At 42.2% G+C, this 23,653-nt stretch carries 19 protein-coding genes and 6 pseudogenes; 9 read left to right on the top strand and 16 right to left on the bottom strand.

Annotation, left to right across the window (positions count from 1 at the left end):
- Positions 1-208: 208 nt before the first annotated feature.
- From gpmI to DWX73_RS13775, 16 genes and pseudogenes are all read right to left on the bottom strand, one after another.
- Positions 209-1,750, bottom strand: a complete 1,542-nt coding sequence (gpmI, locus tag DWX73_RS02455; RefSeq protein ID WP_118346599.1) for a 2,3-bisphosphoglycerate-independent phosphoglycerate mutase — start codon at positions 1,748-1,750, stop codon at positions 209-211.
- An 88-nt stretch (positions 1,751-1,838) separates the two neighbouring features.
- Positions 1,839-3,524 (bottom strand): glycoside hydrolase family 13 protein, encoded by a 1,686-nt coding sequence (locus DWX73_RS02450; RefSeq protein ID WP_118346597.1) that lies wholly within the window; start codon positions 3,522-3,524, stop codon positions 1,839-1,841.
- A gap of 118 nt (positions 3,525-3,642) precedes the next feature.
- The gene (locus DWX73_RS02445) at positions 3,643-4,086 is read right to left on the bottom strand and encodes a LacI family DNA-binding transcriptional regulator (RefSeq protein WP_242996557.1); all 444 of its coding nucleotides are present in this window, start codon (positions 4,084-4,086) and stop codon (positions 3,643-3,645) included.
- Positions 4,087-4,520: 434 nt separating this feature from the next.
- Positions 4,521-4,655, bottom strand: a pseudogene (locus DWX73_RS14245) (LacI family DNA-binding transcriptional regulator); the annotation flags it as partial.
- Between the two features lie 21 nt (positions 4,656-4,676).
- Entirely contained in the window at positions 4,677-6,704 is a 2,028-nt protein-coding gene (locus DWX73_RS02435) for an FtsX-like permease family protein (protein WP_118346591.1), read from the bottom strand.
- Positions 6,691-7,458 (bottom strand): ABC transporter ATP-binding protein, encoded by a 768-nt coding sequence (locus DWX73_RS02430; protein ID WP_118346589.1) that lies wholly within the window; start codon positions 7,456-7,458, stop codon positions 6,691-6,693. The genes DWX73_RS02435 and DWX73_RS02430 overlap by 14 nt, the downstream gene beginning before the upstream one ends.
- Before the next feature lie 89 nt (positions 7,459-7,547).
- Positions 7,548-8,588, bottom strand: coding sequence for a sensor histidine kinase (locus DWX73_RS02425; RefSeq protein WP_118346587.1), 1,041 nt, complete (start codon positions 8,586-8,588; stop codon positions 7,548-7,550).
- Positions 8,585-9,250: a response regulator transcription factor gene (locus tag DWX73_RS02420; protein WP_118346585.1), complete on the bottom strand. Its 666-nt coding sequence runs from the start codon at positions 9,248-9,250 to the stop codon at positions 8,585-8,587. The genes DWX73_RS02425 and DWX73_RS02420 overlap by 4 nt, the downstream gene beginning before the upstream one ends.
- Before the next feature lie 338 nt (positions 9,251-9,588).
- Positions 9,589-10,628, bottom strand: a pseudogene (locus DWX73_RS02410) (virulence RhuM family protein).
- Positions 10,629-10,635: 7 nt separating this feature from the next.
- Positions 10,636-11,541, bottom strand: a complete 906-nt coding sequence (locus DWX73_RS02405) for a hypothetical protein (protein ID WP_118346583.1) — start codon at positions 11,539-11,541, stop codon at positions 10,636-10,638.
- A 4-nt stretch (positions 11,542-11,545) separates the two neighbouring features.
- Complete coding sequence (locus DWX73_RS15415) at positions 11,546-11,680, bottom strand: DUF6429 family protein (protein ID WP_242996553.1); 135 nt, start codon at positions 11,678-11,680, stop codon at positions 11,546-11,548.
- 5 nt (positions 11,681-11,685) lie between these two features.
- The gene (locus tag DWX73_RS13790) at positions 11,686-11,823 is read right to left on the bottom strand and encodes a hypothetical protein (protein ID WP_242996551.1); all 138 of its coding nucleotides are present in this window, start codon (positions 11,821-11,823) and stop codon (positions 11,686-11,688) included.
- Between the two features lie 53 nt (positions 11,824-11,876).
- A complete protein-coding gene (locus DWX73_RS02395; RefSeq protein WP_118346581.1) occupies positions 11,877-12,821 on the bottom strand; it encodes a hypothetical protein in 945 nt (314 codons plus the stop codon).
- 236 nt (positions 12,822-13,057) lie between these two features.
- Entirely contained in the window at positions 13,058-13,648 is a 591-nt protein-coding gene (locus tag DWX73_RS13785) for a hypothetical protein (protein ID WP_242996550.1), read from the bottom strand.
- On the bottom strand, positions 13,645-13,965 hold the full coding sequence (locus DWX73_RS13780; RefSeq protein WP_242996548.1) for a hypothetical protein: 321 nt from the start codon (positions 13,963-13,965) through the stop codon (positions 13,645-13,647). Before DWX73_RS13780 ends, DWX73_RS13785 begins: the two co-directional genes overlap by 4 nt.
- A 167-nt stretch (positions 13,966-14,132) precedes the next feature.
- Positions 14,133-14,558, bottom strand: coding sequence for a hypothetical protein (locus DWX73_RS13775; protein ID WP_242996546.1), 426 nt, complete (start codon positions 14,556-14,558; stop codon positions 14,133-14,135).
- A gap of 187 nt (positions 14,559-14,745) precedes the next feature.
- On the opposite strand from DWX73_RS13775, the pseudogene DWX73_RS02380 reads away from it, so the two are divergent.
- The 9 genes and pseudogenes from DWX73_RS02380 to DWX73_RS02340 all read left to right on the top strand — a co-directional run bounded on the left by DWX73_RS02380 (position 14,746) and on the right by DWX73_RS02340 (position 23,381).
- Positions 14,746-15,362, top strand: a pseudogene (locus DWX73_RS02380) (recombinase family protein).
- A 442-nt stretch (positions 15,363-15,804) separates the two neighbouring features.
- Positions 15,805-16,440 carry an NAD-dependent epimerase/dehydratase family protein gene (locus DWX73_RS02375; RefSeq protein WP_118346578.1) on the top strand — a complete coding sequence of 212 codons (636 nt, stop codon included), beginning with the start codon at positions 15,805-15,807 and terminating at the stop codon, positions 16,438-16,440.
- Positions 16,424-16,735, top strand: a complete 312-nt coding sequence (locus DWX73_RS02370; RefSeq protein ID WP_118346576.1) for a hypothetical protein — start codon at positions 16,424-16,426, stop codon at positions 16,733-16,735. Before DWX73_RS02375 ends, DWX73_RS02370 begins: the two co-directional genes overlap by 17 nt.
- A complete protein-coding gene (locus tag DWX73_RS02365; RefSeq protein WP_118346574.1) occupies positions 16,717-17,343 on the top strand; it encodes a hypothetical protein in 627 nt (208 codons plus the stop codon). The genes DWX73_RS02370 and DWX73_RS02365 overlap by 19 nt, the downstream gene beginning before the upstream one ends.
- Before the next feature lie 63 nt (positions 17,344-17,406).
- Positions 17,407-19,043, top strand: a pseudogene (locus DWX73_RS15410) (diguanylate cyclase).
- An 18-nt stretch (positions 19,044-19,061) separates the two neighbouring features.
- The gene (locus DWX73_RS02355) at positions 19,062-19,424 is read left to right on the top strand and encodes an Hpt domain-containing protein (RefSeq protein ID WP_118346572.1); all 363 of its coding nucleotides are present in this window, start codon (positions 19,062-19,064) and stop codon (positions 19,422-19,424) included.
- 5 nt (positions 19,425-19,429) lie between these two features.
- Positions 19,430-21,986 (top strand): annotated as a pseudogene (locus tag DWX73_RS15405) (ATP-binding response regulator).
- Positions 21,987-22,333: 347 nt separating this feature from the next.
- Positions 22,334-23,026 (top strand): annotated as a pseudogene (locus DWX73_RS02345) (site-specific integrase); the annotation flags it as partial.
- Positions 23,019-23,381, top strand: a complete 363-nt coding sequence (locus DWX73_RS02340) for a plasmid mobilization protein (RefSeq protein WP_016439643.1) — start codon at positions 23,019-23,021, stop codon at positions 23,379-23,381. The pseudogene DWX73_RS02345 and the gene DWX73_RS02340, both read left to right, overlap by 8 nt.
- Positions 23,382-23,653 lie beyond the last annotated feature (272 nt).

The raw sequence follows: 23,653 nt of genomic DNA, 5'->3' as shown, positions 1-23,653 counted from the left end.
TATTTGTATTTTTATGGTTTTTAACATATTTTTTGAAATATATTTATATTATTTATTCATTTTGTTTTCCAACATCCTAATCCACAAGATTTTTTCATTACCAAATTACATAATAAAACCTTGCATAAAGCTGCATACGTTCTTGTACGCTTCTCCATGCAAGGTTTCTCGTTGCCGTTATTTCATTTTCTGCTATTTCACTAAGATATTATTTTTCAATCAAAAGGGATTTTCCTGTCATTTCTTTTGGCTGTTCCATTCCCATCAGTTCAATTAATGTCGGTGCAATATCTGCAAGACATCCACCTTCGCGAAGTCCATACTTCTCATCTGCATTGATTAAGATAAATGGAACCGGATTCGTTGTATGTGCTGTAAACGGAGCGCCTGTTTCTTCGTCAATGAGCTGCTCTGCATTTCCGTGATCTGCACAAAGGAACATCTGTCCTCCCACTTCTTTTAGCGCTTCCACTGTCTTTCCGACACATGTGTCAACCGCCTCGATTGCTTTGATTGCTGCATTTTCCACTCCGGTATGTCCTACCATATCCGGATTTGCAAAGTTCACAATAATGACATCGTATGTTCCTGACTGAATTGCAGCAACTAGTTTATCGCATACTTCCGGCGCACTCATCTCCGGCTGAAGATCATACGTTGCCACCTTCGGAGATTTAACAAGAATACGGTCTTCTCCTTCATTCGGCTCTTCTACGCCGCCATTAAAGAAGAACGTTACATGCGCATATTTCTCTGTTTCAGCAATACGTGCCTGTTTTAATCCATTTGCTGCAAGAAATTCCCCAAATGTATTTGTAATTTCTGTTTTAACAAATGCAACCAGTTTGTTCTCAATTGTTACATCATACTCTGTAAAGCAGACATAAGTTGTTTTTACGCGTTCGCCTCTGTCAAATCCTGTAAAGCTGTCATCACAGAATGTTCTTGTAATTTCTCTTGCACGATCCGGGCGGAAGTTAAAGAAGATAACAGAATCCTTCTCCTGAATCATTGCTGTAGGAGCTCCGTCTTTCATAATCACAGTCGGAAGTACAAATTCATCTGTCTTGCCATTATCGTAAGAAGCCTGAATGGCATCTGCTGCAGCATCTGCCGGAACACCTTCGCCTTTCACCATGGCTTTATATGCTAATTCTACTCGATCCCATCTGTTATCACGATCCATTGCGTAATAACGTCCCATGACAGTCGCTACTTCTCCTACTCCGATTTCTTTCATCTTCGCTTCCAGCTCTGTCACATACTCTTTGCCGGATGCCGGCGGTGTATCTCTTCCGTCTAAGAAGCAATGTACATATACCTTTGAAAGTCCCTGTCTTTTTGCCAGTTCCAGCAGACCATAAATATGTGTGTTATGACTATGAACGCCTCCGTCAGATACAAGTCCGAACAGGTGAAGCGCACTGTCATTTGCCTTTGCATTTTCGCAGGCAGCAAGCAGCGCTTCATTTTCAAAGAAGTCTCCGTCCTGGATTGCTTTTGTAATCTTTGTCAGATCCTGATATACAATCCGTCCTGCTCCCATATTCAAATGACCAACTTCTGAATTCCCCATCTGACCTTCCGGAAGTCCCACTGCCATTCCACTGGCATTTCCTTCAACAAACGGATAGTCTGCCATTAATTTATCCATAACCGGAGTTGCAGCTTCTGCCACTGCATTTCCCTTTGTTTCTGTATTTAATCCGTAACCATCTAAAATCATCAATACTGTAGGTTTCTTACTCATCATATTCTCTCCTTCTCTGGTACTTTGAATATATGCTCTTTCCAGAGTTCATTTTACATGATTTTAAAATGGCTTGCAAGTTATATTCTTAACAATTTTGATATAAAACAAGGGATTCATATGGGCGAAGTGTCAAATGTGCTGCTATCTTGGCATCTTCATAATTTGCAATCAGAAGTTTGGCATTCTCTGCGGAAAATTCTTCCGGCACTTCATAGGACAGCTCTTTTTCTGAAAAATTACATATAACAAGAAGCCTTTCTTCTCCCAGTTTTCTTTCATACACAAAGAGATCCGGATCTTCCGGCAGTAATAATTGGTATGTACCATATGGAATGATGTCGTACTCTTTTCGCAGCCGGATCAGTTTCTTATAAAAATAAAATACGGAATCTTTTCTGGACAGCTGTTCTTTCGCGTTGATTTCTTTATAGTTCGGATTGACCATGATCCACGGTGTTCCTGTTGTAAATCCTGCATGCTCACTATCGTCCCACTGTACCGGTGTTCTTGCGTTATCACGGCTTCTGCAACGAAGGTAATGCAGCATTTCATCCGGTGTAACACTTCCGCGCCCTACTTCTTCCTCATATGCATTCAGACTTTCAATATCTCTGTAATCTTCCAGTTTTTCAAACGGAACATTTGTCATGCCAAGTTCTTCTCCCTGATATACATAAGGAGTTCCCTGCATCATATGGAGACAGACTGCCAGTGTTTTGGCGGAATACTCCCGAAACTGCGGCGAATCATTGCCAAGCCTTGATACCATTCGCGGCTGATCGTGATTGCACCAATACAGACTGTTCCATGCCTTTCCTTCCAGACCGGTCTCCCATCTGGACATTACCTCTTTTAGTTCCCGCAGATCGATCTTTTTGTCTGTCCATTTCCCGAGCGGTCCATTGGAAGATAGACCTGTATGTTCAAACTGAAAAACCATATTTAGCTCTTTTCCGTCCAGTGATGCATATTTTGCTGCCTGTTCTACCGTTGCTCCCGCACATTCTCCGACAGTCAAAAGATCATATTTGGACAGCACCCGCCGATTCATCTCCTGCAAATATTCATGTACATGCGGTCCATGGACACTGTAAGGCCCGTAACTGCCGTAAAGAGCTTCCGGAGCTTTCGGTCCGTCCGGAAGTCCCGGCACTTTCGAAATCATGCTGATCACGTCCATACGGAAACCGTCAATTCCCTTCTGACACCACCAGTCCATCATATCAAATACTGCATCCCGCACCTTCGGATTGTCCCAGTTCAGATCCGGCTGCTTTTTGGAGAATAAATGCAGATAATACATATCTGTTGTTTTATCATACTCCCAGGCGGATCCACTGAAACAGGAACCCCAGTTGTTCGGTTCTTTTCCGTCCTTACCTTCCCTCCAAAAGTAATAATCGCGATATGGATTCTCTTTCGACTTGCGGCTTTCTACAAACCACGGATGTTCATCAGAAGTATGATTTACAACAAGATCCATCACAATCCGGATTCCACGCTCATGCGCCGCTGCCAGCATCCGGTCAAAGTCTTCCATTGTCCCGAATTCTTTCATGATTCCCCGGTAATTGCTAATGTCGTACCCATTGTCATCATTTGGAGATTCGTACACCGGAGAAAGCCAGATTACATCAATTCCCAATTCCTTTAAATAATCCATTTTAGATGTAATACCATTCAAGTCACCAATCCCGTCTCCATTGCTGTCACAGAAACTGCGCGGATAAATCTGATATACTACCGCTTCTTTCCACCATGTCTTTTCCATCGTTTTCTTCTCCTTCATTCTGATTTTATCAGTTATAGGTTTTACGTTAAACTTATTTTGTAAAAATATACAGGCTCTTTCAAAAAAGCCCGCATATTTTCTTTCTGCTATTGTTTTATCACACTCGTTTTGAACTGTCAATAAGTGTTTTCACAGATTCCCTCTCTACAATCCGCACAGGCAGTCTGATATCTTTTTCTTCGACTATTTCACCGCGAATCTGCCGCAGCAGCTGCTGTACCGCCAGAATTCCTTTTTCCGGAACTCCCTGATGAATTGTTGTAAGACGCGGCGAAGAAAAATGAGACATTAAAATATCGTCAAACCCGATGATTGACAGTTCTTCCGGAATCTTAACGCCTCTATGCCGAAGTATGTCCATCAGTGCAAGGGCATAATAGTCCGAACTGACAACAATTCCGGTAAAATTTCTCAACCGCTCCAAATCTTCTCCAAATACGACCATCTGCTCACTCCACATAAGCCCTTTCTCCATACACGCCCTACGAAACCCATGCAGACGAAGTCCATCCGCACATCGATCGGCTTCCCCTTCTGTAATCTGACGTTCTGTTGCAAATCCAATGCGGCGGTGGCCATGCTCCAGAAGATATTTGGCTGCCAGATATCCTCCTTCTTCATCCTCGGTTCCAACATTGACATATTGTTTTCATGAAAAAAACAATCAGTAAACACAATTGGAATCTGCAGCCATTCTTTCAGCGGATCGCAAAAATCCATTCCCAGTCCGACAGTAATGATGCCGTCCACATTCCAGTTTGCCACAAGATTTTTAATCTCTTCCGGAGAATCCGAGGCATGCAGCATCATATAATAGCCATTCAAACGAATTTCCCTTTCCATTGCCCCTATAATTTCAGCAGTAAACGGACTGTGAAATGTTCCGTCTTTCGCTTCCCGATAGCCGTGGATAATTACTCCTATAATCTTCGATTGATTTCGCACAAGCATTCTGGCTCCCATATTCGGAATGTAATGCATTTCCTTCATAATCTGCTGAATCTTTTCAATGGTTGCCGGAGAAACTCTCCCTGCATTGCCGTGAATCACATTGGAAACTGTTGTGACACTGACTCCGGCCGCTTTTGCAATATCCTTAATTGTTGTCATATTGTTTTCTCCACTCCTTGTTTAATCTTCCCGCAGCATTCGCTTCTCTGTCATATAAGTAATCAGGAAATATCCTCCGTAAATCAATACAATCACTCCTGCTGTCAGAAACAGGGAAGAACCCATATTCACATATCCTACAGTTCCTAACAGAAATTGCGCAAACTGAATCCCAAATACCGAATGAATCATTGCCAGAAGCAGGGGAAGTCCGAAAAATATCGCTGTCTGCTGCAGCATAGAATGATGAATCATCTTCTCATCGACTCCTATTTTGCGAAGCATCTCATACCGTACTTTGTTATCCAGATGGTCGGATAATTCTTTGAGCGCCAATACTGCTGCACTGGAGATCAAAAAGATAATCCCTAAATAAATACCGATAAACGTCACAATCGTTCCAAGTCCTGCACTGCTCTCCATATGGATAATCTTCGTACTGATCTCAAAAATATAGGCAGCATCCGTTGTCGTTTCCAGCTGACTCAATGCGTTTTTCTCAACAACTTCATTTACTGCATACAGCTTATCTAAAAACGCTTTTTCCGTTTCCTTCTTTTCTTTCTGTGGCACGTTATAATCTGCTGTCAGCACGCTGAAAACGCAAGTCATATTTTTTACTGCCTCATCCGGAACAATATAAATCCCTGTATTGATCCGACTTCCAGCCATGCCTACATATCCATTCTGACAAACATCATACTTTGACTCATATACTTTTCCGTCAATTGTAACCGGAATCCCTTCCTGAATCGAGCGATTCCTTACAGCAGCCATCTGTTCAAAACTTGCCAGAAGCACATACTGATTTTCTTCCAGTTCATATGTCTTTTGCCCTGTCTGCTCTGCCAGACGATTATATTCACTAAGCGGAACAAATTCTTCTTTCATCTCGTATGCCAACATCGGAAATTCTTTTTTTACAGAATCGCTGAGTGTATCTCCCATTGTCAACCCATTTTCATAAATCCGGACGGTTGTTGGCTCTTTCAGGAGCGTCAGATCTGCTCCTGCTTTCTGGATTTTTGTCTCCACATCCGCTCCCGGCGCTGTAATCTGAACATCTTTCGGAACATTCTCTTCCACTTCCCGTTTTACCGTCTCATTCAGCGCTAATCCTGCTGACAGCACGCAGATTGTCAAAAACAGCATAAGACAGGTTACCGTCATCGAGAATACCATTGTATGTATCTTACTGTGAAGCTGACGCAGTGTAAAAGAATGAAGCGCCCGAAAATAAATTCGTTTTGCATTCATAACAAATTTCAGCAGCAGTCCGGAAAGAGACCAGAAGATAAGAAATGTGGCCACAATTCCTTCCAAGATTGGAGTTATGAACGCATCTGCATACTGCATTTCTTCCACACCTCCGGTTACTTGCCAGTATGCGTGTCCGAGAACAAGTACCGCTATCAGAAATACAATCGTACAGATGGTTGTATTTTTCATTTTCAGCTCTTCATTTTTCCTGCCCGACTGCAGCAGTTCAATCGGTCTGCTTCTTCGTACAGATACGGTATTGAATATCATAACAATCACATACATGATGCTAAAGTATAAAATTGTTTTCCCAAAAGCATCCGGAGAAAATGTAAAGGTAAAACGACTCATATCCACTTGGAACATGTTTGCCACTGCAATGGACGCAAGCTGAGCCCCGAACACCCCAATGCAAAGACCTACTGCCAGTGATATGACTCCAATAAATACCGTTTCAAAAAATAAGATTCTGGACACTGCGCCCTTCCCCATACCGAGGAGCAGATATACACCAAATTCTTTCTTTCGTCTGCGGATCAAAAATCGATTTGCATATACCATAAGGAATCCAATCACTGCTGCCACAAATACACTTACAATTTCCAGTGTCCGCGTCATTAATATAATAATAGATTTAGTAGATTCACTCAGCTGTTCCATTACGGTCTGCGTCTCCAGCGAATTAAACACATAAAAGATCGCAACGCCAATTACAAGTGTAAAAAAATAAATTCCGTAATCTTTTATGCTCTTTTTCATATTTTTTATGGAAAGGCTAAATAACATCATTAAAATCGCCTCCCAATAGACTCATCATATCGATGATCTTATCAAAAAAGGCTTTTCGCCCTTTCTCTCCTTTGCGGATTTCACTGTACAGCCGTCCATCCTTAATAAAGATCACCCGGTCTGCATAACTCGCAGTAAACGCGTCATGTGTTACCATGAGAATTGTCGCTTCGCGCTTTTTGTTCAACTCTAACAGATGCTCCATCAGATTTTTCGCATTTTTAGAATCAAGAGCGCCGGTAGGTTCATCGGCCAGAATCAATTTCGGACGCGTGATCACTGCACGGGCAGATGCAGTCCTCTGCTTCTCTCCACCGGAAATCTGATACGGATATTTGTTCAAAATCTGTTCCAGATTCATAAGGTGTGCAGCTTCTACTACTCTTCGGTCAATTTCTTCCGGTTTCACCTTCTGGATCTGCAGCGCCAACGCGATATTTTCATAAACAGTAAGCGTATCCAGTAAATTAAAATCCTGAAAAATGAATCCCAGCATCTCCCTTCGGAACCGGTTCATCGCCTCTCCGCGAATCTTTGTAATATCTGTTCCGCTAAGATAAATATGTCCTGCTGTTACCTTATCAATCGTTGCAATCATATTTAACAGTGTTGTTTTTCCGGACCCGCTTGGTCCCATAATCGCCGCAAATTCCCCCTTATCTACACTTAATGAGATTTTATCAATCGCTTTCGTTAAATTTGACTTATTTCCATAATACTTTTCTACGTCTTCCACTCGCAACATTTCTGCCATGTGTATTCGTCTCCTTTCCTGTTCTTTTCTTACACTTGTGAGTATAGCGAAACAGGTGGATTCCATCCATCGATTTCTATAACAGAACCTTACAGTTTTGTAAGCTTTCTGTCATCTTCCAACACCTGGTAGAACTCATGTTTCCAAAATCGTATTTCAACTTCCGTATAACTGTTCTTCACAGAATGGATTAAAATATCATGTCCCAGCTTTCCACAGAGTTTTTTACATAGGTACAATCCCATTCCTGTAGAAGACTGAACGCGTCTCCCATTTTCCCCGGTAAAAGATTTCTCAAACACACGAGAAAGTTCACTTTCCTCTATTCCAATTCCATTATCCCATAGAGAAAGTATTGTACAGTCCTCTTCTTCCCTCCCAGTAATACAGATCTCGTCCGCTTCTCCTTTTAAGTACTTTAAACTATTATTCAAAATTTGCCGCACAATAAACTCCATCCACTTGCTGTCCGTCTGCACCCGGCATTTTAACCCTTCCAGCTTTAGATGAATCTGCTGTCCCAGAATCGCTTCCTTTTCTGACTGCAGGACTCTTCCAATAATCTGTTCCAGTGAATACGTCTTAATCAGATAATCTTTCTCCGTATTCTGCCCCCGTGTATAATACAGGATTTGCTCTACCGCACATTCGATTCTCTTTACTTGTGCCCTTACTTTCTCTCCTGACAACAGGTTGTCATTATGCAGCATTAGAACAAGGCTTGCGATCGGCAGTTTAATTTCATGAACCCAAAGTTCCATGTAGTCTTGTAATTCCTTCATCTCATCCCGGTACTGACGCAAATACTCATGCATTGCCCGGTCAGTCTCATACAAAACCTCTGTCAGCACCTCTCCTTCTCCAAAATCCGGATGTTCCAGAAGCTCCGGCAGAAGATATTTCTGATCGAGCTTTGCAAGTTTTCGAAAAACACTGTCGTAAAACCGTTTCTTTTTCCAATAGTCAAAACAAACTGCCAATACCTGACTCCCAATCATCACTCCGAGAAGTAAGATACTGACTTGCCGGTTGATACGCAGTCCAAAAAGTAAGTAAGCGGCCAGAATATCTGCTGTAATAAAAATCAATGCAGGAACAAATTTCCCACGGCAATATCGATTCCATGTCATAATAAAATGTACCCCTGTCCTCTTCTTGTTTCAATTACATCATGCAGCCCCGCCTCTTCCAGCTTTCTGCGAAGACGCGTAATATTAACGGTCAATGTATTATCATCTACAAATTTCTCGTTATCCCAAAGATAACTCATAATCTCCTCCCGAGTTACAATCTCTCCCACATGCTCTAAAAGATAGCTGAAAATCCCGAATTCATTCTTAGACAGCAGAATCTCTTCCTCCCCTTGCACAAGGCAGCTTTTTGCCGGACAGATCTGAAGTCCGCGGTATGCCTGCATCTGTCCGCTCGTTTCCCCTGCCCGCTTCAGTACTGCTTCGATATGCAGAAGAAGCAATGCCGGATGATAAGGCTTTGTAATATAGTCATCTGCCCCATAACTCATGCATAATACTTCATCCATATCTGAATTCTTGCTCGTTACCATAATAACCGGAATCTGTGATGTTTTACGCACTTCCCGCAGGATAAAATCTCCTGTCATTCCGGGAATCTTAATATCCAGAAGCACAAGATCTGCATCCGTATTAATTATCTGCGACACTACTTTTTCAAACACAGTGACAATTTCCGCCTCATAACCACTGTTTACAAGCAATGTATAAAGTTCCTTCTGAAGACTTTCGTCATCTTCAATAATCAGTATCTTTTTCATATGGATTCCTCACCTCATGTCGATATCATATCTGCTTCTCAGATCTCGTGCTCCCGCTGCCAGGATATTCTTTGCAGCGTTTATATCTCTATCATGCTTTGCACCACAAACCTTATGCAAATAATCTTTTCTGGTCTTTCTTAGCTTCTGCTATGGCAAAGCAGGAGAGCGTAGCTGAAGCGCTCAAAGCGTCTAAACAAATGGAATGGGTGCGCCACATCAATTCCACTCGCAACCGTGCGAAAAAATCGTTCTGCACGAGTTGGTATATATCTGTAAACCTGATACAAAAGCCCCACACTTCTGACGATAAAATCAGAAGCGTGAGGTTTCCTGATTTATTTTGTTTGTTTGCTGTTTTCTTTGATATTTGCCACAAGACGATCGAAATCACTCTGATATGTTCTGTCCTGCAAAACACGGAATTTTTCAAATTCACTTTCTGCAAACGCCTTTGCGATGGCAGCGGTCACTTTGCCTTTGTCATATAAAATATCTTCTTCGTTGAACTGGAGGAACGCATCCAAACGATTAGCCCAATCCTGCATATACATAATGTTTCCTCGCCGTGCCTGTCTTTCGGCATAGTCCAAATACATTGTCACGATCTCATTCAGATTTATCATTTCTTCTTTGTTTAAGTAGTTTTTGGCAATTGAAACATCCGACTTGCGAATACGCCCCTGCGGAGCATTTTTCCAAGTTGTCAAACCCATGTTTGGTTTTGTGCTATCGGCTCGTCCATAAACAATCTCAGCCGCCGTATGATGAGTGACAGCGTAATGAAGCTATTCTGTACTGTGGCAAAAAACTCTTTTGTAACAGGACTGTTCACATCATAGTCAGCACTGCACTGGGAGTAAATGTCCGTGATTTTTTGATAAAAACGGCGCTCGCTGGAGCGAATATCACGAATACGCTCCAACTGTTCCTCAAAATAGTCCTTACCAAAGAGGTTTTCCGGTTCTCGCAGTCGTGCATCGTCCATCACATAGCCTTTAATAATAAATTCTTTTAATACTCGATTTGCCCAAATGCGGAACATCGTAGCCTTTTTAGAATTAACACGGTATCCGACAGCAATAATGGCATCCAGATTGTAATAGCTTGTATTGTACCGCTTGCCGTCTGCCGCAGTTGTTTCCATTTTGGAAACAACTGCTTCTTCCTGCAATTCACCGGATGCAAAAATATTTTTCAAATGTTTTGAAATAGCCGCCTTTTGCACTTCAAATAATTCTGCCATCTTTGCCTGCGTCAGCCACAAGTTTTCCTGATATAAAAGGATTTCAACCCGAACTTCACCATTATCAGTTTTATAAAACAGGATTTCCCTTGTTTCATAAGGAGTTAGCCCAAATTCTTCGTTCATATCCATTCCCTTCCTATTCTTCACTTTTGTTTCTCGCTCTGCTTTTGTAAACATTATGCTTGTTCTTGCACTGAGGGCTGCAAAATACAGCACTTGGTCTGCTTGCAACAAAGGCTTTAGTGCAGTGCCTGCAAAGCTTAATTGGGTTTTCACTGTCGGTCAGCATAAAGCTGAACATCATCTGAACGCCCAGCAGCAGGGAATGAAAGTCCCAAACGATGGTCGGCTTATCTAACAGGGCGATATGGTAAGTTGGAGCTATGCCGCCGAATGCCGCCATGCTCTGCTGCATCATCTGTCTGGTTTCATCGTTCAGTGTATCATAATCCTCATAATAAAGGAAACTGTTGATATAGGTAAACGTCCAGTCAATGAACTGCTGTTTCATCCATTCATATCGCTCCGCATATTCCCGCTGAAAGCTCATGTTGACAGCCATCGGCTTGTCTGTCATGGTCAAAGCCAATGCCATCATAACACGGTCATTCTGAATGTTCCACATGGACTCGATACCACGCTTGATCACATCCAGTTTGTCAAATGGAAAGAACAGTGCCAGATATTTTTCAGTGGACATAGTTTCTTCTTTGATGAAGTGATTTTTCGGCAGGTACACCGCCTCATATTCCATAAAGTTTGGTGTGGTAGGCAGCGCAGTCATCAGTCCAAACAAGCCATATTTCACCGCAAATTGCTGGATAGCCTTCTGAATTTCGTCATCCGGCTTTTTGCTCATACCCATGCGTCCTATATTGATGGCATCCAATACAATTTTCTGATACTCTGCCAGTGGATCATAAATACTCGGTTGCGCCGTCTTGGTGGGCGTGAGATACAGAGTTCCGTCCTCTGCTGCCCTCCATTCATATTCACTATACCGCACCCAGTTAGAACTGGTACGTTCAAAAAGGTTCTTCATTTTCTCACTCCTGTTTCCAATCACTGATACCATATTTGGATAAAAGCTCTTTTGCCTGTTCTATACCGTTTTCTGTAATATATATCGATTTGGAACGGGACGGATGATTCCCCTGCCGGATATAGTCTGCAGCGTCCAATTCATTCAGTATATCAAAATCATAGCCTTTCCACGATAAAAATCGGTTGCTTCGTAAAACTTCTCTCCCTGTGTAAAGCGGGACAGGTATAACAGCATCAGTGTTAATTCCTTCATTGCTTCTTTGGTTTTTATATTTTCCATATCAGTCTATTCCTCACTTCATATTGTAACCTGAATAACTCATTTTTATATTATCAATTATACGATTTCTTTTCCCCTGAATCAATCTTCATTCCAGATTCTTCTAAAAAATCTTTCTCCAATAAGGTCATTGGCTGTTGCTTTTCTGCCTTATCCAAAAGTGCAGGAAGCAGCTTTTTTCGTATTTTTTTGAGCATCGTGCCACGCACCTTGCGGATGTTCCGATCGCTTTGATTCCGTATTTTAGCGATCCTTGTTGAGCTAAACAGCCGGACAGCGCAGAGAAAGAGCAGCTCCTTGTGTTCCTCATTCAATTCCCAGAGGATTTTGGATAGGTATTCTTCCGTTACCAGTTCATGGATGTCGTAAGGACAGTAGAAAATGGCGTCAATAAAATCTCCCTTTCGGAGCTGCTTTTCCAGTACGTCGTTTAGCATATCCGGGAAAAGGAGTTCATTGGCAGATGCCCCGTAATCAAGAGGAACATCATCACCGCTGCGGCTGAGTTCGTGATAGCGTTCCCTTCGCTCCCGATTAGTGTCCAGCCTGTCCCACCATGCGATCACATTTTCAAAATCCCGCTGTGTTCTGGCGGAATCCTCCAATCGTGCAAGGGCTTCTGCCCGCAGTTCTCTTTTGAGCTTCTTGCACTCCGGTTCTTCCTCGTCAGTACCATCCTCAAAGGGATGTTCCTCGGCGTCGGCTTCCAGTTCTTCGATGAGCTGTTCTTCTTTTGCGATCTGCCACATGGCTTGTTCGGATAATTCGGTTTCTTCGGTATCCGTATCATTGTCAGCAAGAACAACTTGGTTCGTCCGCTTCCTCCGCTTCTTTTCGGGAAGATCGTCAGCGGCTTCTTCCTCATCGTCCCAAAGGGCATTTTCATCTTCTTCGTCATCGACTATGTAATCGGAATCGTCCGTTTCATATTCATCTTCATAGTCAGTATCTTCTTCATAAAAGCCGTCATGTTCATATCGTTCGGGATCGTCGAACACCGCAGACACTTCCCTTCAAAAATATTTTTGAAAATTTCTTGGATTCTCCGTAAAAACAGTTCCGCTAAGTACCCTGTATTTCTCCTATATAATCTCTCGGAATCCTGAGTGATTATAGCCAGCATAGCTGGCATTGAGCTTAGAAAAGTAAATATTATCTGAAAAGAATTAAAATAGACATGAGAAACAGACATAACTATCGCTATGCCTGAAACTGGTGTATAATAATCACAGGGTCATGCCACTTCTAAAATCAACTTTCTCAGGGTGGAGTCAAAGGGCAGATCCCATGCATCAAGGTGTTGGAGCATCATGATGTGATAGAGGCGGCAGTACCACATCTTAGTCGAGCGGTGTCTGCCGCTTTCTAATTTAAAGTCTATTTTCTCACGTTTATTGGAACGTTCTGCTGAGGTTCTGGCGTTATATTCCATTTTCCATTCCTCACTGTTACGAGGTGGAAAGTTGATCAGTCTTGGATTGTCTTTCATAGCAAGATGAACGGTTCTTCCGTATTTCGAATCTGAACAGGGATTTTCACAGGAACAGCCATATTTTCTGCTGGCAAGGGGGCAGCGATATTTTAATCTTGCTTTGGATGGTTCAGAACCGTCCCGGTTCATTTTCCTGCCTGCTTTACAAACGGGGATACCATCTTTACCAATGGTAAAGTCATCTTTGTATTTTACTTTGATTCCACGCTTTTCATTTAGATCAATAAATGGCTGGATATGGTTCTTGCGGCAATAGGAATAGTAAGCCATTGCATCATGGGCAGAATCCAAAAGCCATTTACTGACATGATAATCCGGCAGAAAACTTTTCATTCTGAAATACGTTTCCAGAAATCCGTTTCCAGAAATCCGTGGGAATCATGTTTGGAAGCAGGATTCAGAAGAGGAAAGATGGGCAGGTCACTTTCAGAGTTGGCGGCGACCAGCATATAAAGGTCATATCCATGATAAAAACAGTCTCTGGAAGAATCCCATCCAATATCACAGTCCGGCTGGGAAAAATAACGGTCGCAGTCGCAATCTGTAATGCCGTTAAGGGTACAGTTACAGACACGGTGTTTGCGTTCCCGTGCAGAAGTGACAAATGGTGTCCCATCACCGGCAATGGAAAGATTAGAGGTATCAATCAATCCCCGTTGAACAGACTGGCTTAGGAATTCCTTATTGTAGATTTAAAAAAGGGAACTGTATGGCTGGTCATCAATGGAAAAAGCCCCAGACTCCAGCTGTTTCAATAACTGGTCAACAGAGATCTTTTCGATAGATTCTGCCTTGGTACCTTTCTGTTTTGGCTTTTTCACTTTTTCTTTTTGACAGGATGCACATGAGGAGAAAGATTATCAGAATCTGAATCCCAAAGCCTGTTAAGGAAGTCATAGAAAGTTCCGACCCCTGGAGTATCACCAAACTCAAAGCCACTAAGGATGGCATAAAGAGGATTAATCTTTAACTGGGCAGCCCAGTCGGTCAGGGAATACACCTTGAAATCAATGGACAGCAGATAGGAACGCTGCATACAGGAAGGAGTTCTCGGTTTTGGTCCAAAGACAGAATACTTACTGCGGAGAAGTTCATCTGTATAGGACAGATCAAGAGCCCAGAAACGTTCAATAATATCCCAGGCAGAACGGGGAATAGCACATGGATCCGGATAATATTTACGGAGATTTTCAATAACAAAGTTTTGATAGGCGGCGTGTCCGCCAGAATTAACAGGTAACATAAAAATCGCCCTCCAGTCGAAAGAAATAAAATATATTCAATCGCTTCGCCGCAAATTTTGAGCGATTTGTCAAGCCTTTTTTGACAAAAAAGTGGGGGATTTTAATAAAAATGGAATCTGAAAGCCTTGATTTTACTGGGCTGAAGATTCCGAGAGATTATTTTTGAAAAATGGAGGAAACAAAAATATGAATATATACGGATATGTAAGGGTATCCAGCACTGACCAGAATGAAGAACGGCAGATGATTGCCCTGCGGGAGACAGAGGTGCCTGCGAAAAATATTTTCATGGACAAGCGGTCTGGCAAGGATTTTGACCGCCCTAATTATAAGAAGCTGGTAAAAAGTTAAAAGCCGGGGATTTGCTGTATATTTTAAGCATTGACCGACTGGGACGTAATTATGAGGAAATTCAGAAACAATGGCGTATTCTCACGAAAGAAATCGGCATTGATATTTGTGTGTTGGATATGCCGCTTTTAGATACTCGAAAAGGTAAAGACCTAATGGGAACTTTTATCGCTGATCCTGTGCTGCAAATCCTATCTTTTGTAGCACAGAGCGAGCGTGAAAACATTAAGAAACGGCAGGCTGAGGGAATCGCCGCAGCGAAAGCAAGAGGGGTGAAATTCGGCAGACCTGAAAAGAAAGTCCCGGATGATTTTGGAAAAATCGTCCACGCCTGGGAACAAAAAAGACTCCCTTTTGAAGAAGTCCTTAATCAATGCAATATGAGCGAAGCCACGTTTTACCGCAAATTGCGGGAACACAGGCTTCTCAAAGGCGAAAAACTGAAGCGATAACAGTAATATGGCTATCAAAAGGTGTACCTTTTGATAATATTGGATCGAGATGTCACTAAAGCTGTCGGGATGAAAAACATGTCGGAAAATCCTGCTATTTGCTTGTGATTTCAAGAGATTACCTATATAATGATAATGGTTAGTTGGCTATTAAAAGGTACACCTTTTGACAATATCTGAGTGAAATGTGGTAGGAATTAAGAAAATAAACAGTAATAACATCGCTCACCAATTGGCGTGGGTTGCCGTAGTCGTAAACTGACCATAGCCGCCCCACGGCAAAACGAAAAGGTGGCTGGAGATGTTGAAATTTTTTTTGCATCCATATATAATATTGGGAGGAAAGCATAATTATGAAAATTGTCTATATTGGAACAAATGGCGGGCTGGCTGAGACTCTAGTTGAGCGAATGTGACAGGAGGGGAATGATGTCTACCTCCTATCAGACAAAGAACTTTCACAAAAACCAAAGAAAGGCTCTCTGCACCACTTTTACCGAATTCCTCGCAAGGGGAAAGCTTTGGAAAACTCCTGTGCTCCATTTCGCCGGATTGTGTGATATTTGCCGGTAAATACTACATAAGCAGCACCCATGAGGAGGAGTCGGATGCAGATGTGACCCTGCTGGCTCAGTCATTGCGGGCGGCTGCCGCATTTCCGCATGTGAAATTCATTTTGCTGTCATCCATAGAGGTGTATGGGAAGACCAGTGGAAGAGCCGATGAATTCGCGGAGCGTGCTGCCGTCAGCGAACGAGGAGTCCGATTTATCCGTGAGGAACAGCTTCTGGACATTTACCGGAAACAGCACGGTATGGATGCGGTAATCCTTCGGGCATCGCAGCTCTATACCAACCGGCCCAAAGAGGGTGAAAGCGATATCTTGAGCCGGAACTTTTTCAACGCCGCCCATCCGGATGTCCATATGTCGAACAATGTGTTCCAGCCGCTTCATGTTTCCGACTTCGTGGATGCAGTTAAGCGGGTGCTGGATGCCGGAAATCAGTATGTTTACAATGTCTGCGGAAGTGCTGAGGTTTTCCCAAAAGTGCCTGTACCAGATGGTCTGCCAACATGAGAAACTTTCGGAGCAGGATATCCAGTGGGAGGACTCCGGCTGCGTTACCCTGGCGGACAGCGGCCGGATCAGGCAGGAACTGGGATGGAGCGATTTTCGAAATCTGGAGGAACAGCTACAGGAGAGGGAGATTACATATGAGAGAGCACCGGTGGAGCGCCGGAAGAAGAAAAAGAGGATTGTTCCGGTGGGAATCCGTCAGCTTGTGGAAAATCTTCTGATTTTTGCTGTGTTTTTTGCCTTGAGTTCCCTTTGCGGCTGTGCTGGCTGGCGGTTATGGAATTTGTATTTGTAGGGCTTATGGTCAGCTATACCGCCAATATGCTCAGGGAAGATGCCCGGAGTGTCCGCCAGGATTTGGAGATGCTAAAGGAGGAGTATGAGGATTTAAAGGACATTAACGAGGAAAACGTACTTATCAAAAACGAGTATGAGCAGCGACTTCTGACATCCAAGTCCGGCTTTCCAAAGCTGTATGGCCTGATCAGCCGCCTGATGGTTCAAGAGCCGGATCGTATCCTCTTGGAGGCTATGCAGGTTATCTCCGAGCTGGTCCGTACGGATACGGTGGCTGTCTACCATGGGCAGGCAGGAAGTCCTTGGCTCCGGTTGGTGGGAGCACTTTCAGAAAGTTCCGTAATGGACGGAAAGTCGTGGAATCTTTCCGATTCTCCAAAGATCTGTGATGCGGTAATGCGAGGGGAACTCTATCAAGGAGAGTTTGGGAGTGGCGAACCCGCCATAGTAATGCCCATTGTCTGCCAGGATGTTCCAGAGGCGGTGGTTCTCATAAAGAAGCTGCCTTATGAGTGCGAGACACTGTATCATATCAATCTGCTGAAAACTATGTCTTTGTTGCTGCGCCGACGAATGGAGAAGTTCGATAGCTTTTTGATGTGCTGAAACGGTAAGCGGTGCGGATAGAATATAAGTTGAATAGAACGCTTTTGAAGGAGATTAGGTGTGATGGGAAAACAAACAATTTTAATCGTTGATGATTCAGAGATGAATCGTGATCTTCTGGTAGATATTCTGGAAGATCAATATGATCTGATAGAGGCTGAGAATGGGGTAAAAGCAATCGAAATTCTTGCAGAGCAAAGAGAAGCGATATCTCTTGTGCTTTTGGATATTATGATGCCCGAGATGGATGGATTTGGAGTGCTCAGTCATATCTATCAAAATCATTGGAATGAATCATTTGCAGTGATTATGATTTCTGCCGATGATTCTCCGGTGAATATCAAACGTGCCTATGACCTGGGGGCGTTTGATTATATCAGCCGCCCATTTGACGCCGCGATTGTCCAGCGCAGAATTGCCAATACCATGTGTTTATATGTGCGTCAAAAACATCTTGAACAGATGGTCATAGAGCAATTTTATGAGAATGAGAATAATAATAGACTGATGATTGCAATCTTATCTCATATTGTAGAGTTTCGTAATGGGGAAAGCGGAGCCCATGTATTGCATGTGAATCAGATCACGGAGCTTTTGCTGAAGCAATTGATTTTGCATACGGATCAGTATCCGTTGTCCCAATCAGATATTACTTTGATAAGCATGGCTTCTTCACTGCATGATATCGGAAAGATTGCGATATCGGAAGAGGTTTTGAATAAACCCGGACGTCTTACCGATGAGGAATTCGAGATCATAAAAACCCATGCGGCAATCGGCGCTGACATATTATTAAGCTTGCCGGCGGATCAGCAATCGGTTCCCCTTGTCAGGATGGCATTTGAAATCTGCCGGTGGCATCATGAACGATACGACGGTAAGGGGTATCCGGATGGATTAAAAGGAGATGATATTCCGATTGCGGCTCAGGTGGTTTCACTTGCGGATGTGTATGATGCATTGACCAGTGAGCGATGTTATAAGAAAGCTATTCACATGAAGACGCTTTGAACATGATTTTAGACGGACAATGTGGTTCTTTCAATCCGCTCCTGTTACAGTGCCTGCAGGAAATCACGACGGTTCTGAAACAGGAACTGACAAAGAACGTGTTGGGACAGAATATGATGCAGAGAACAGGTGGGGGAATAGACTATGGCAGAATATTTTCCGGCAAAAAGTATAACTTTCAGTCTCAGCAGCAGAAGACTTGGAAGCTGTTATATACGGATTCGTTAACAGGTGTTTACAACCGCCGCTATTATAATGACTATATTCAGAATGCTGAAGATACCCAGGCGGCTGTTATGATAGATGTAGATAACTTTAAACATATTAATGATAACTATGGGCACGATGCAGGGGATATCGTGCTTCACAGCATTGCCCAGACGATTTTATCCTGTGTACGAAAAACAGATGCTGTTATCCGTTATGGTGGCGATGAATTTGCTGTTATCTTTTATCAGATACCGGAAGATGTGTTTGAGACAAAATTGGAAAGAATGAGATATTTAGTTGAGACTCTCAGTGTGAATGAGTATCCGAAAATTCATATGTCTATAAGCGTAGGCGGGGCATACGGAACAAAAAGAGCAAAGGAACTCTTTAAAATTGCAGACCGTTTGATGTATCAATCGAAGCTTACAAAAAATCAGGTGAACATCTGTTTCCTGGATAAGAAAGCAGAGAGCGTGTAAAGAGGAGGAGAAAGAATTATGAATTTAAAAGAATGTTACATAAGTTTTGGCGGTGACTATGATGAGGTGCTGGGCAGATTGAGACGGGAACAGACTGTGCAGAAATTCGTATACAAATTTTTGGATGATAAAAGTTTTTTTCAGTTTGAGACTTCTATGGAAAACAAAGAGTATGAGGAGGCGCTCCGGGCTGTTCATACACTCAAAGGAATTTGCCAGAATCTGTCGTTTAGCAGACTGTACGAAAGCAGCAGTCTGGTGACAAATGCGTTGAAAGAGAATGATTATGATAAAGCAATCGAGATGATGCCACAATTATCAGAGGATTATCATCAAATTATTCATTCTGTTGAAGAATACAAGAACTCTAAGGAGGAATAACGTCAATGAAGAGCAGGAAAAAACGGGATCCCGCAATGCAATTCTTAATCTTCAGCTTCATAGGAGTTTTGCTTTTTAGTATTGTTGTTTTCAGTGTGTTGGGAATTTATATGAGCCGAAAGAGTGAAAAGGCGATTTCTGAGATTGGAGAAATCTATATGTCAGGAATGAACCGGCAAATGTCCAGACACTTTGATACGGTAATCGGACTGCGATTTGCTCAGGTCAAAGGTATTATTTCTGTTGTTCCAACAGATAACACGAACAGAGAGCAGCTGTATGAGGAGCTGATTTACAGGGCGAAGGTCAGAGGGTTTGACTATTTAGCGCTTTGTTCCGAGGAGGGGGTTTTTGAAACTCTTTATGGAGCATCTATACAGCCCAGCAATCCAGGTCCTTTTGTGGAAGCGTTGGTACAGGGGGAACAAAGAGTTGCCGTGGGGGCTGATTCGACTGGGAAAGAAGTGGTATTGTTTGGTACTGATGCGTCCTATCCTATGCGGAATGGAAGTAAGTGCACCGGTCTGGTAGCTGCCGTACCACTGGAGTATATTACGGATTTTCTGACGCTGCAGGATAAAAACCAGCTGATGTATTATCATATTATCCGGTCGGACGGCAGTTTTGTCATACAAAATAGAAACATGGAGCTGGCAGGATTTTTTGAACAGTTACAGGAACAGCTTCAGTCTGAATCAGGAACTCTTTAGAAGGAACGTTGATTGAAGAGTTTGGCAGTGCGTTAAAGAATCATAAAGAGTATTCCGGAACACTTGAAGTAGATGGTGAGACACGGCAGATTTGTGGAACATCATTACCTTATTCGGAATGGTATCTGGTGGCAGTAATGCCCTATAGTGCTTTGAATGATATCATAAATCGTCTGAATAATCAGCGTATGATTCTGACATTATTATCCTGTGCTTCTATATTGGCTATACTGACATTGATCTTTAGCCGGTATTTTTCCATAACCCGTTCCCAGGTGCTTGAGTTAGAGGACGCCCGCCGAAAAGCGGTTGAATCAAGTAAAGCAAAGAGCGAATTTTTGGCAAATATGAGCCATGATATCCGTACACCCATGAATGCAATTGTCGGCATGACCGCGATTGCCACAGCCCACATAGATGACCAGAAACAGGTACAGAACTGCCTTAGAAAAATTACATTATCAAGTAAACATCTATTAGGCTGATCAACGATATTTTGGATATGTCTAAAATTGAAAGTGGGAAATTAACTTTAACAACAGAACAAATTTCATTAAAGGAAGTTGTTGAAGGAGTTGTTAATATTATGCAGCCACAAGTTAAGGCAAAAAGGCAAACCTTTGACATACATGTCGAAAATATCTTAACAGAAAATATATGGTGTGACAGTGTACGCTTGAATCAGGTTTTGCTAAATCTTTTATCGAATGCAACGAAGTATACACCGGAGGGGGGCTCGATACAACTATCCCTCTCTGAAGAAAAATCTCCGAAAGGAGAAAACTATATCCGAACGCATATCAAGGTCAAGGATAATGGAATTGGTATGTCGCCAGATTTTCTGAAAAGAATATATGAATCCTATAGCCGTGCTGATGGAGTCAGGGTTAGTAAAACGCAAGGCACTGGTTTGGGAATGGCGATTACAAAGTATATTGTGGACGCAATGGAAGGATCCATTAATATAAAAAGTGAACTTGATAAAGGTACCGAGGTCTCTCTTACATTTGATTTTGAAAAAGCGGTTGTATTGGAAATGGACATGGTTCTTCCTTCCTGGAGTATGTTGGTAGTTGATGATGATGAATTACTCTGCAGGACAGCGATAAACACGCTGAAAACCATCGGCATCAATGCCGACTGGGTATTGAGCGGAGAAAAGGCGATAGAACTGGTTATCCAACATCACAAAAAGGGAGATGATTATCAAATTATTTTATTGGATTGGAAACTACCTGGTATGAATGGGATTCAAGTTGCAAAAGAAATCCGGCGTAATTTGGGAGATGAAATGCCGATTTTGCTGATTTCTGCATATGACTGCAGTGAATTTGAAGAGGAGGCTCGTGAAGCAGGTATTAATGGTTTTATTTCCAAGCCCCTTTTTAAATCCACGCTGTATCATGCTTTGCGTCAGTATATGGACACTCAAACAGAAAATGACCAGACATTGAACTCCAATATCGATCTATCTGGACGCCGTATCCTGCTTGCTGAGGACAATGAGCTTAATTGGGAGATCGCAAGTGAATTGTTGTCTGACCTGGGTGTAGAGTTGGATTGGGCAGAGGATGGCCAGATATGTCTGGATAAGTTCCAAAAATCATCAGCGGGACATTACGATGCCATTCTTATGGATATACGGATGCCGCATATGACAGGGTATGAGGCTACAAAGGCAATTCGAGGAATAAATCACCCAGATGCTTTATCTATCCCAATCATTGCTATGAGTGCAGATGCTTTTTCTGATGACATACAGCATTGCCTGGAGTGCGGTATGAATGCCCATATAGCAAAGCCGATCGATGTTATAGAATTGACTCGCTTATTAAAAAGATATTTAATATAATGGCAGATATGGTATAACAAAAATTGCAAAATTTTTGTTATTGTAAGATAACCATTTAGGGGAAGTTGGGAATTAAGAGGGGCCTGTAGACTGAATTGTTTGCAGGTCTTTTCTTACTTTAGCCGCCTTTTATTCAGCGGCCTATCCACAGGACACCGAAGGCATGGTTTTGCAGAGTATATGGAGCAGGTACAAAGTGCTGCTTCATATGATACCGGAATCACATCGGAATACGGACACTCCCTTTTGGCTTTATTTACCTGCAGGTATCATATAAAAAATGGGGGTTCCTCGTGGCCGCTCGAACGGTGTAACCACCGCAGTTTGGATGAAAATATCCTTGACAAATCTCATCTCAGCTGAGTGCAATTTTGAATCATGCAGTTAATTTCTATGATTTGAAAAGCAATGCTGCACGCAAGGCAGGATCTATGGGAAAAGAAAGAACAAAAGAGATGCTTTTCTGGACAAAAGAAGAGTATATGAAGTTCATTGAAGCGGTGGCGGATAAGCCAATCTCCTTTTATGCATTTGAAATTCTATATTGGTGTGGAGTGCGTATGGGAGAGTTGTTAGCACTGACACCGGCAGATTTCGATTTTCAGGCGTGTACTATCCGGATCAATAAATCTTATCAAAGATTAGAGGGGAAGGATATTATTACAGATCCAAAGACTGTGAAGAGTAATCGTATGATCACCATGCCGGAATTTTTAAGCGAAGAATTAGAATCGTATATAGGAATGTTGTATGGTTTGAATGAAAATGACAGGATATTTCAAATTTCAAAAAGCTATCTTCATCATGAAATGGATCGTGGTGTGAAGTTGTCAGGAGTGAAGCGAATACGAATCCATGATTTACGACATTCTCACGTGTCATTGTTGATCAATATGGGATATTCTGCGGTGGCAATTGGAGAAAGGGTAGGGCATGAAAGTGTGGAAATCACATATCGATATGCACATTTGTTCCCGACAATCCAAACAGAGATGGCGGAAAATCTAAATCAGGAAAGAGAGGAATATCTGGATGAGTGAAAAAAATAGGGATAACAAGAATCGGTGGCGTAATGTAACCATAGCGTTTCGAATGTCTCCAGAAGAAAATGAAGAGCTAGATTTAAGAGTAAAACTTTGTGGATACCAGACGAGACAAGAATATATCATTGAAAGCGTTTTACATCAAAAAGTCACAGCAGTAGGAAATCCGTTGATGTTAGTACAGTTTAGAAAACAGCTTCGAGGGATTGAAGAGGAACTAAAAAGGTTAACTACATTAGAGGATGCCGATGAAGAGTTGTTTACACCTATTCGAACAATGTTGGAGATATTAAATGCATTTGCAGAAGAAAGAAACTATGAAAAAAGGAAAAAAGAAAAAGCCCAGAAATAATCTGAGCAAGTTCCCTGATCATCAGAATAACTGATATATCACCTTAACAACTTGAGTATATCACAAAATTGTTGTTGCAACAATTGTTAAATTCTGTTTGCCAGGGACTTGCCCGGTTGGGCAGGAGGTGGAAATGGAAGATAATTATAGAGAAGTAAAAAAGGCACGGGAGTTTGACACATCATTTTTATAACTTTCCTTAGGAATCCTTTATTTAAGCCATTTAAGGCTTATTTTTTTGTCAAATTTTACGAATTTATACGTGCTATTTT

It is taken from the genome of Coprococcus sp. AF21-14LB (assembly GCF_003458885.1).
Lineage (GTDB): Bacteria > Bacillota > Clostridia > Lachnospirales > Lachnospiraceae > UBA9414.
This window is presented reverse-complemented; position numbering and strand designations above follow the sequence as displayed.

Bases quoted from the DNA above. Each gene is read 5' to 3' on its own strand.
- gpmI (WP_118346599.1), bottom strand. From the start codon at position 1,750: ATGAGTAAGAAACCTACAGTATTGATGATTTTAGATGGTTACGGATTA.
- DWX73_RS02450 (WP_118346597.1), bottom strand. From the start codon at position 3,524: ATGGAAAAGACATGGTGGAAAGAAGCGGTAGTATATCAGATTTATCCG.
- DWX73_RS02435 (WP_118346591.1), bottom strand. From the start codon at position 6,704: ATGATGTTATTTAGCCTTTCCATAAAAAATATGAAAAAGAGCATAAAA.
- DWX73_RS02430 (WP_118346589.1), bottom strand. From the start codon at position 7,458: ATGGCAGAAATGTTGCGAGTGGAAGACGTAGAAAAGTATTATGGAAAT.
- DWX73_RS02425 (WP_118346587.1), bottom strand. From the start codon at position 8,588: ATGACATGGAATCGATATTGCCGTGGGAAATTTGTTCCTGCATTGATT.
- DWX73_RS02420 (WP_118346585.1), bottom strand. From the start codon at position 9,250: ATGAAAAAGATACTGATTATTGAAGATGACGAAAGTCTTCAGAAGGAA.
- DWX73_RS02405 (WP_118346583.1), bottom strand. From the start codon at position 11,541: ATGAAGAACCTTTTTGAACGTACCAGTTCTAACTGGGTGCGGTATAGT.
- DWX73_RS13790 (WP_242996551.1), bottom strand. From the start codon at position 11,823: ATGGAAAATATAAAAACCAAAGAAGCAATGAAGGAATTAACACTGATG.
- DWX73_RS13785 (WP_242996550.1), bottom strand. From the start codon at position 13,648: ATGAAAAGTTTTCTGCCGGATTATCATGTCAGTAAATGGCTTTTGGAT.
- DWX73_RS13775 (WP_242996546.1), bottom strand. From the start codon at position 14,558: ATGTTACCTGTTAATTCTGGCGGACACGCCGCCTATCAAAACTTTGTT.
- DWX73_RS02370 (WP_118346576.1), top strand. From the start codon at position 16,424: ATGGTCTGCCAACATGAGAAACTTTCGGAGCAGGATATCCAGTGGGAG.
- DWX73_RS02365 (WP_118346574.1), top strand. From the start codon at position 16,717: ATGGAATTTGTATTTGTAGGGCTTATGGTCAGCTATACCGCCAATATG.
- DWX73_RS02355 (WP_118346572.1), top strand. From the start codon at position 19,062: ATGAATTTAAAAGAATGTTACATAAGTTTTGGCGGTGACTATGATGAG.
- DWX73_RS02340 (WP_016439643.1), top strand. From the start codon at position 23,019: ATGAGTGAAAAAAATAGGGATAACAAGAATCGGTGGCGTAATGTAACC.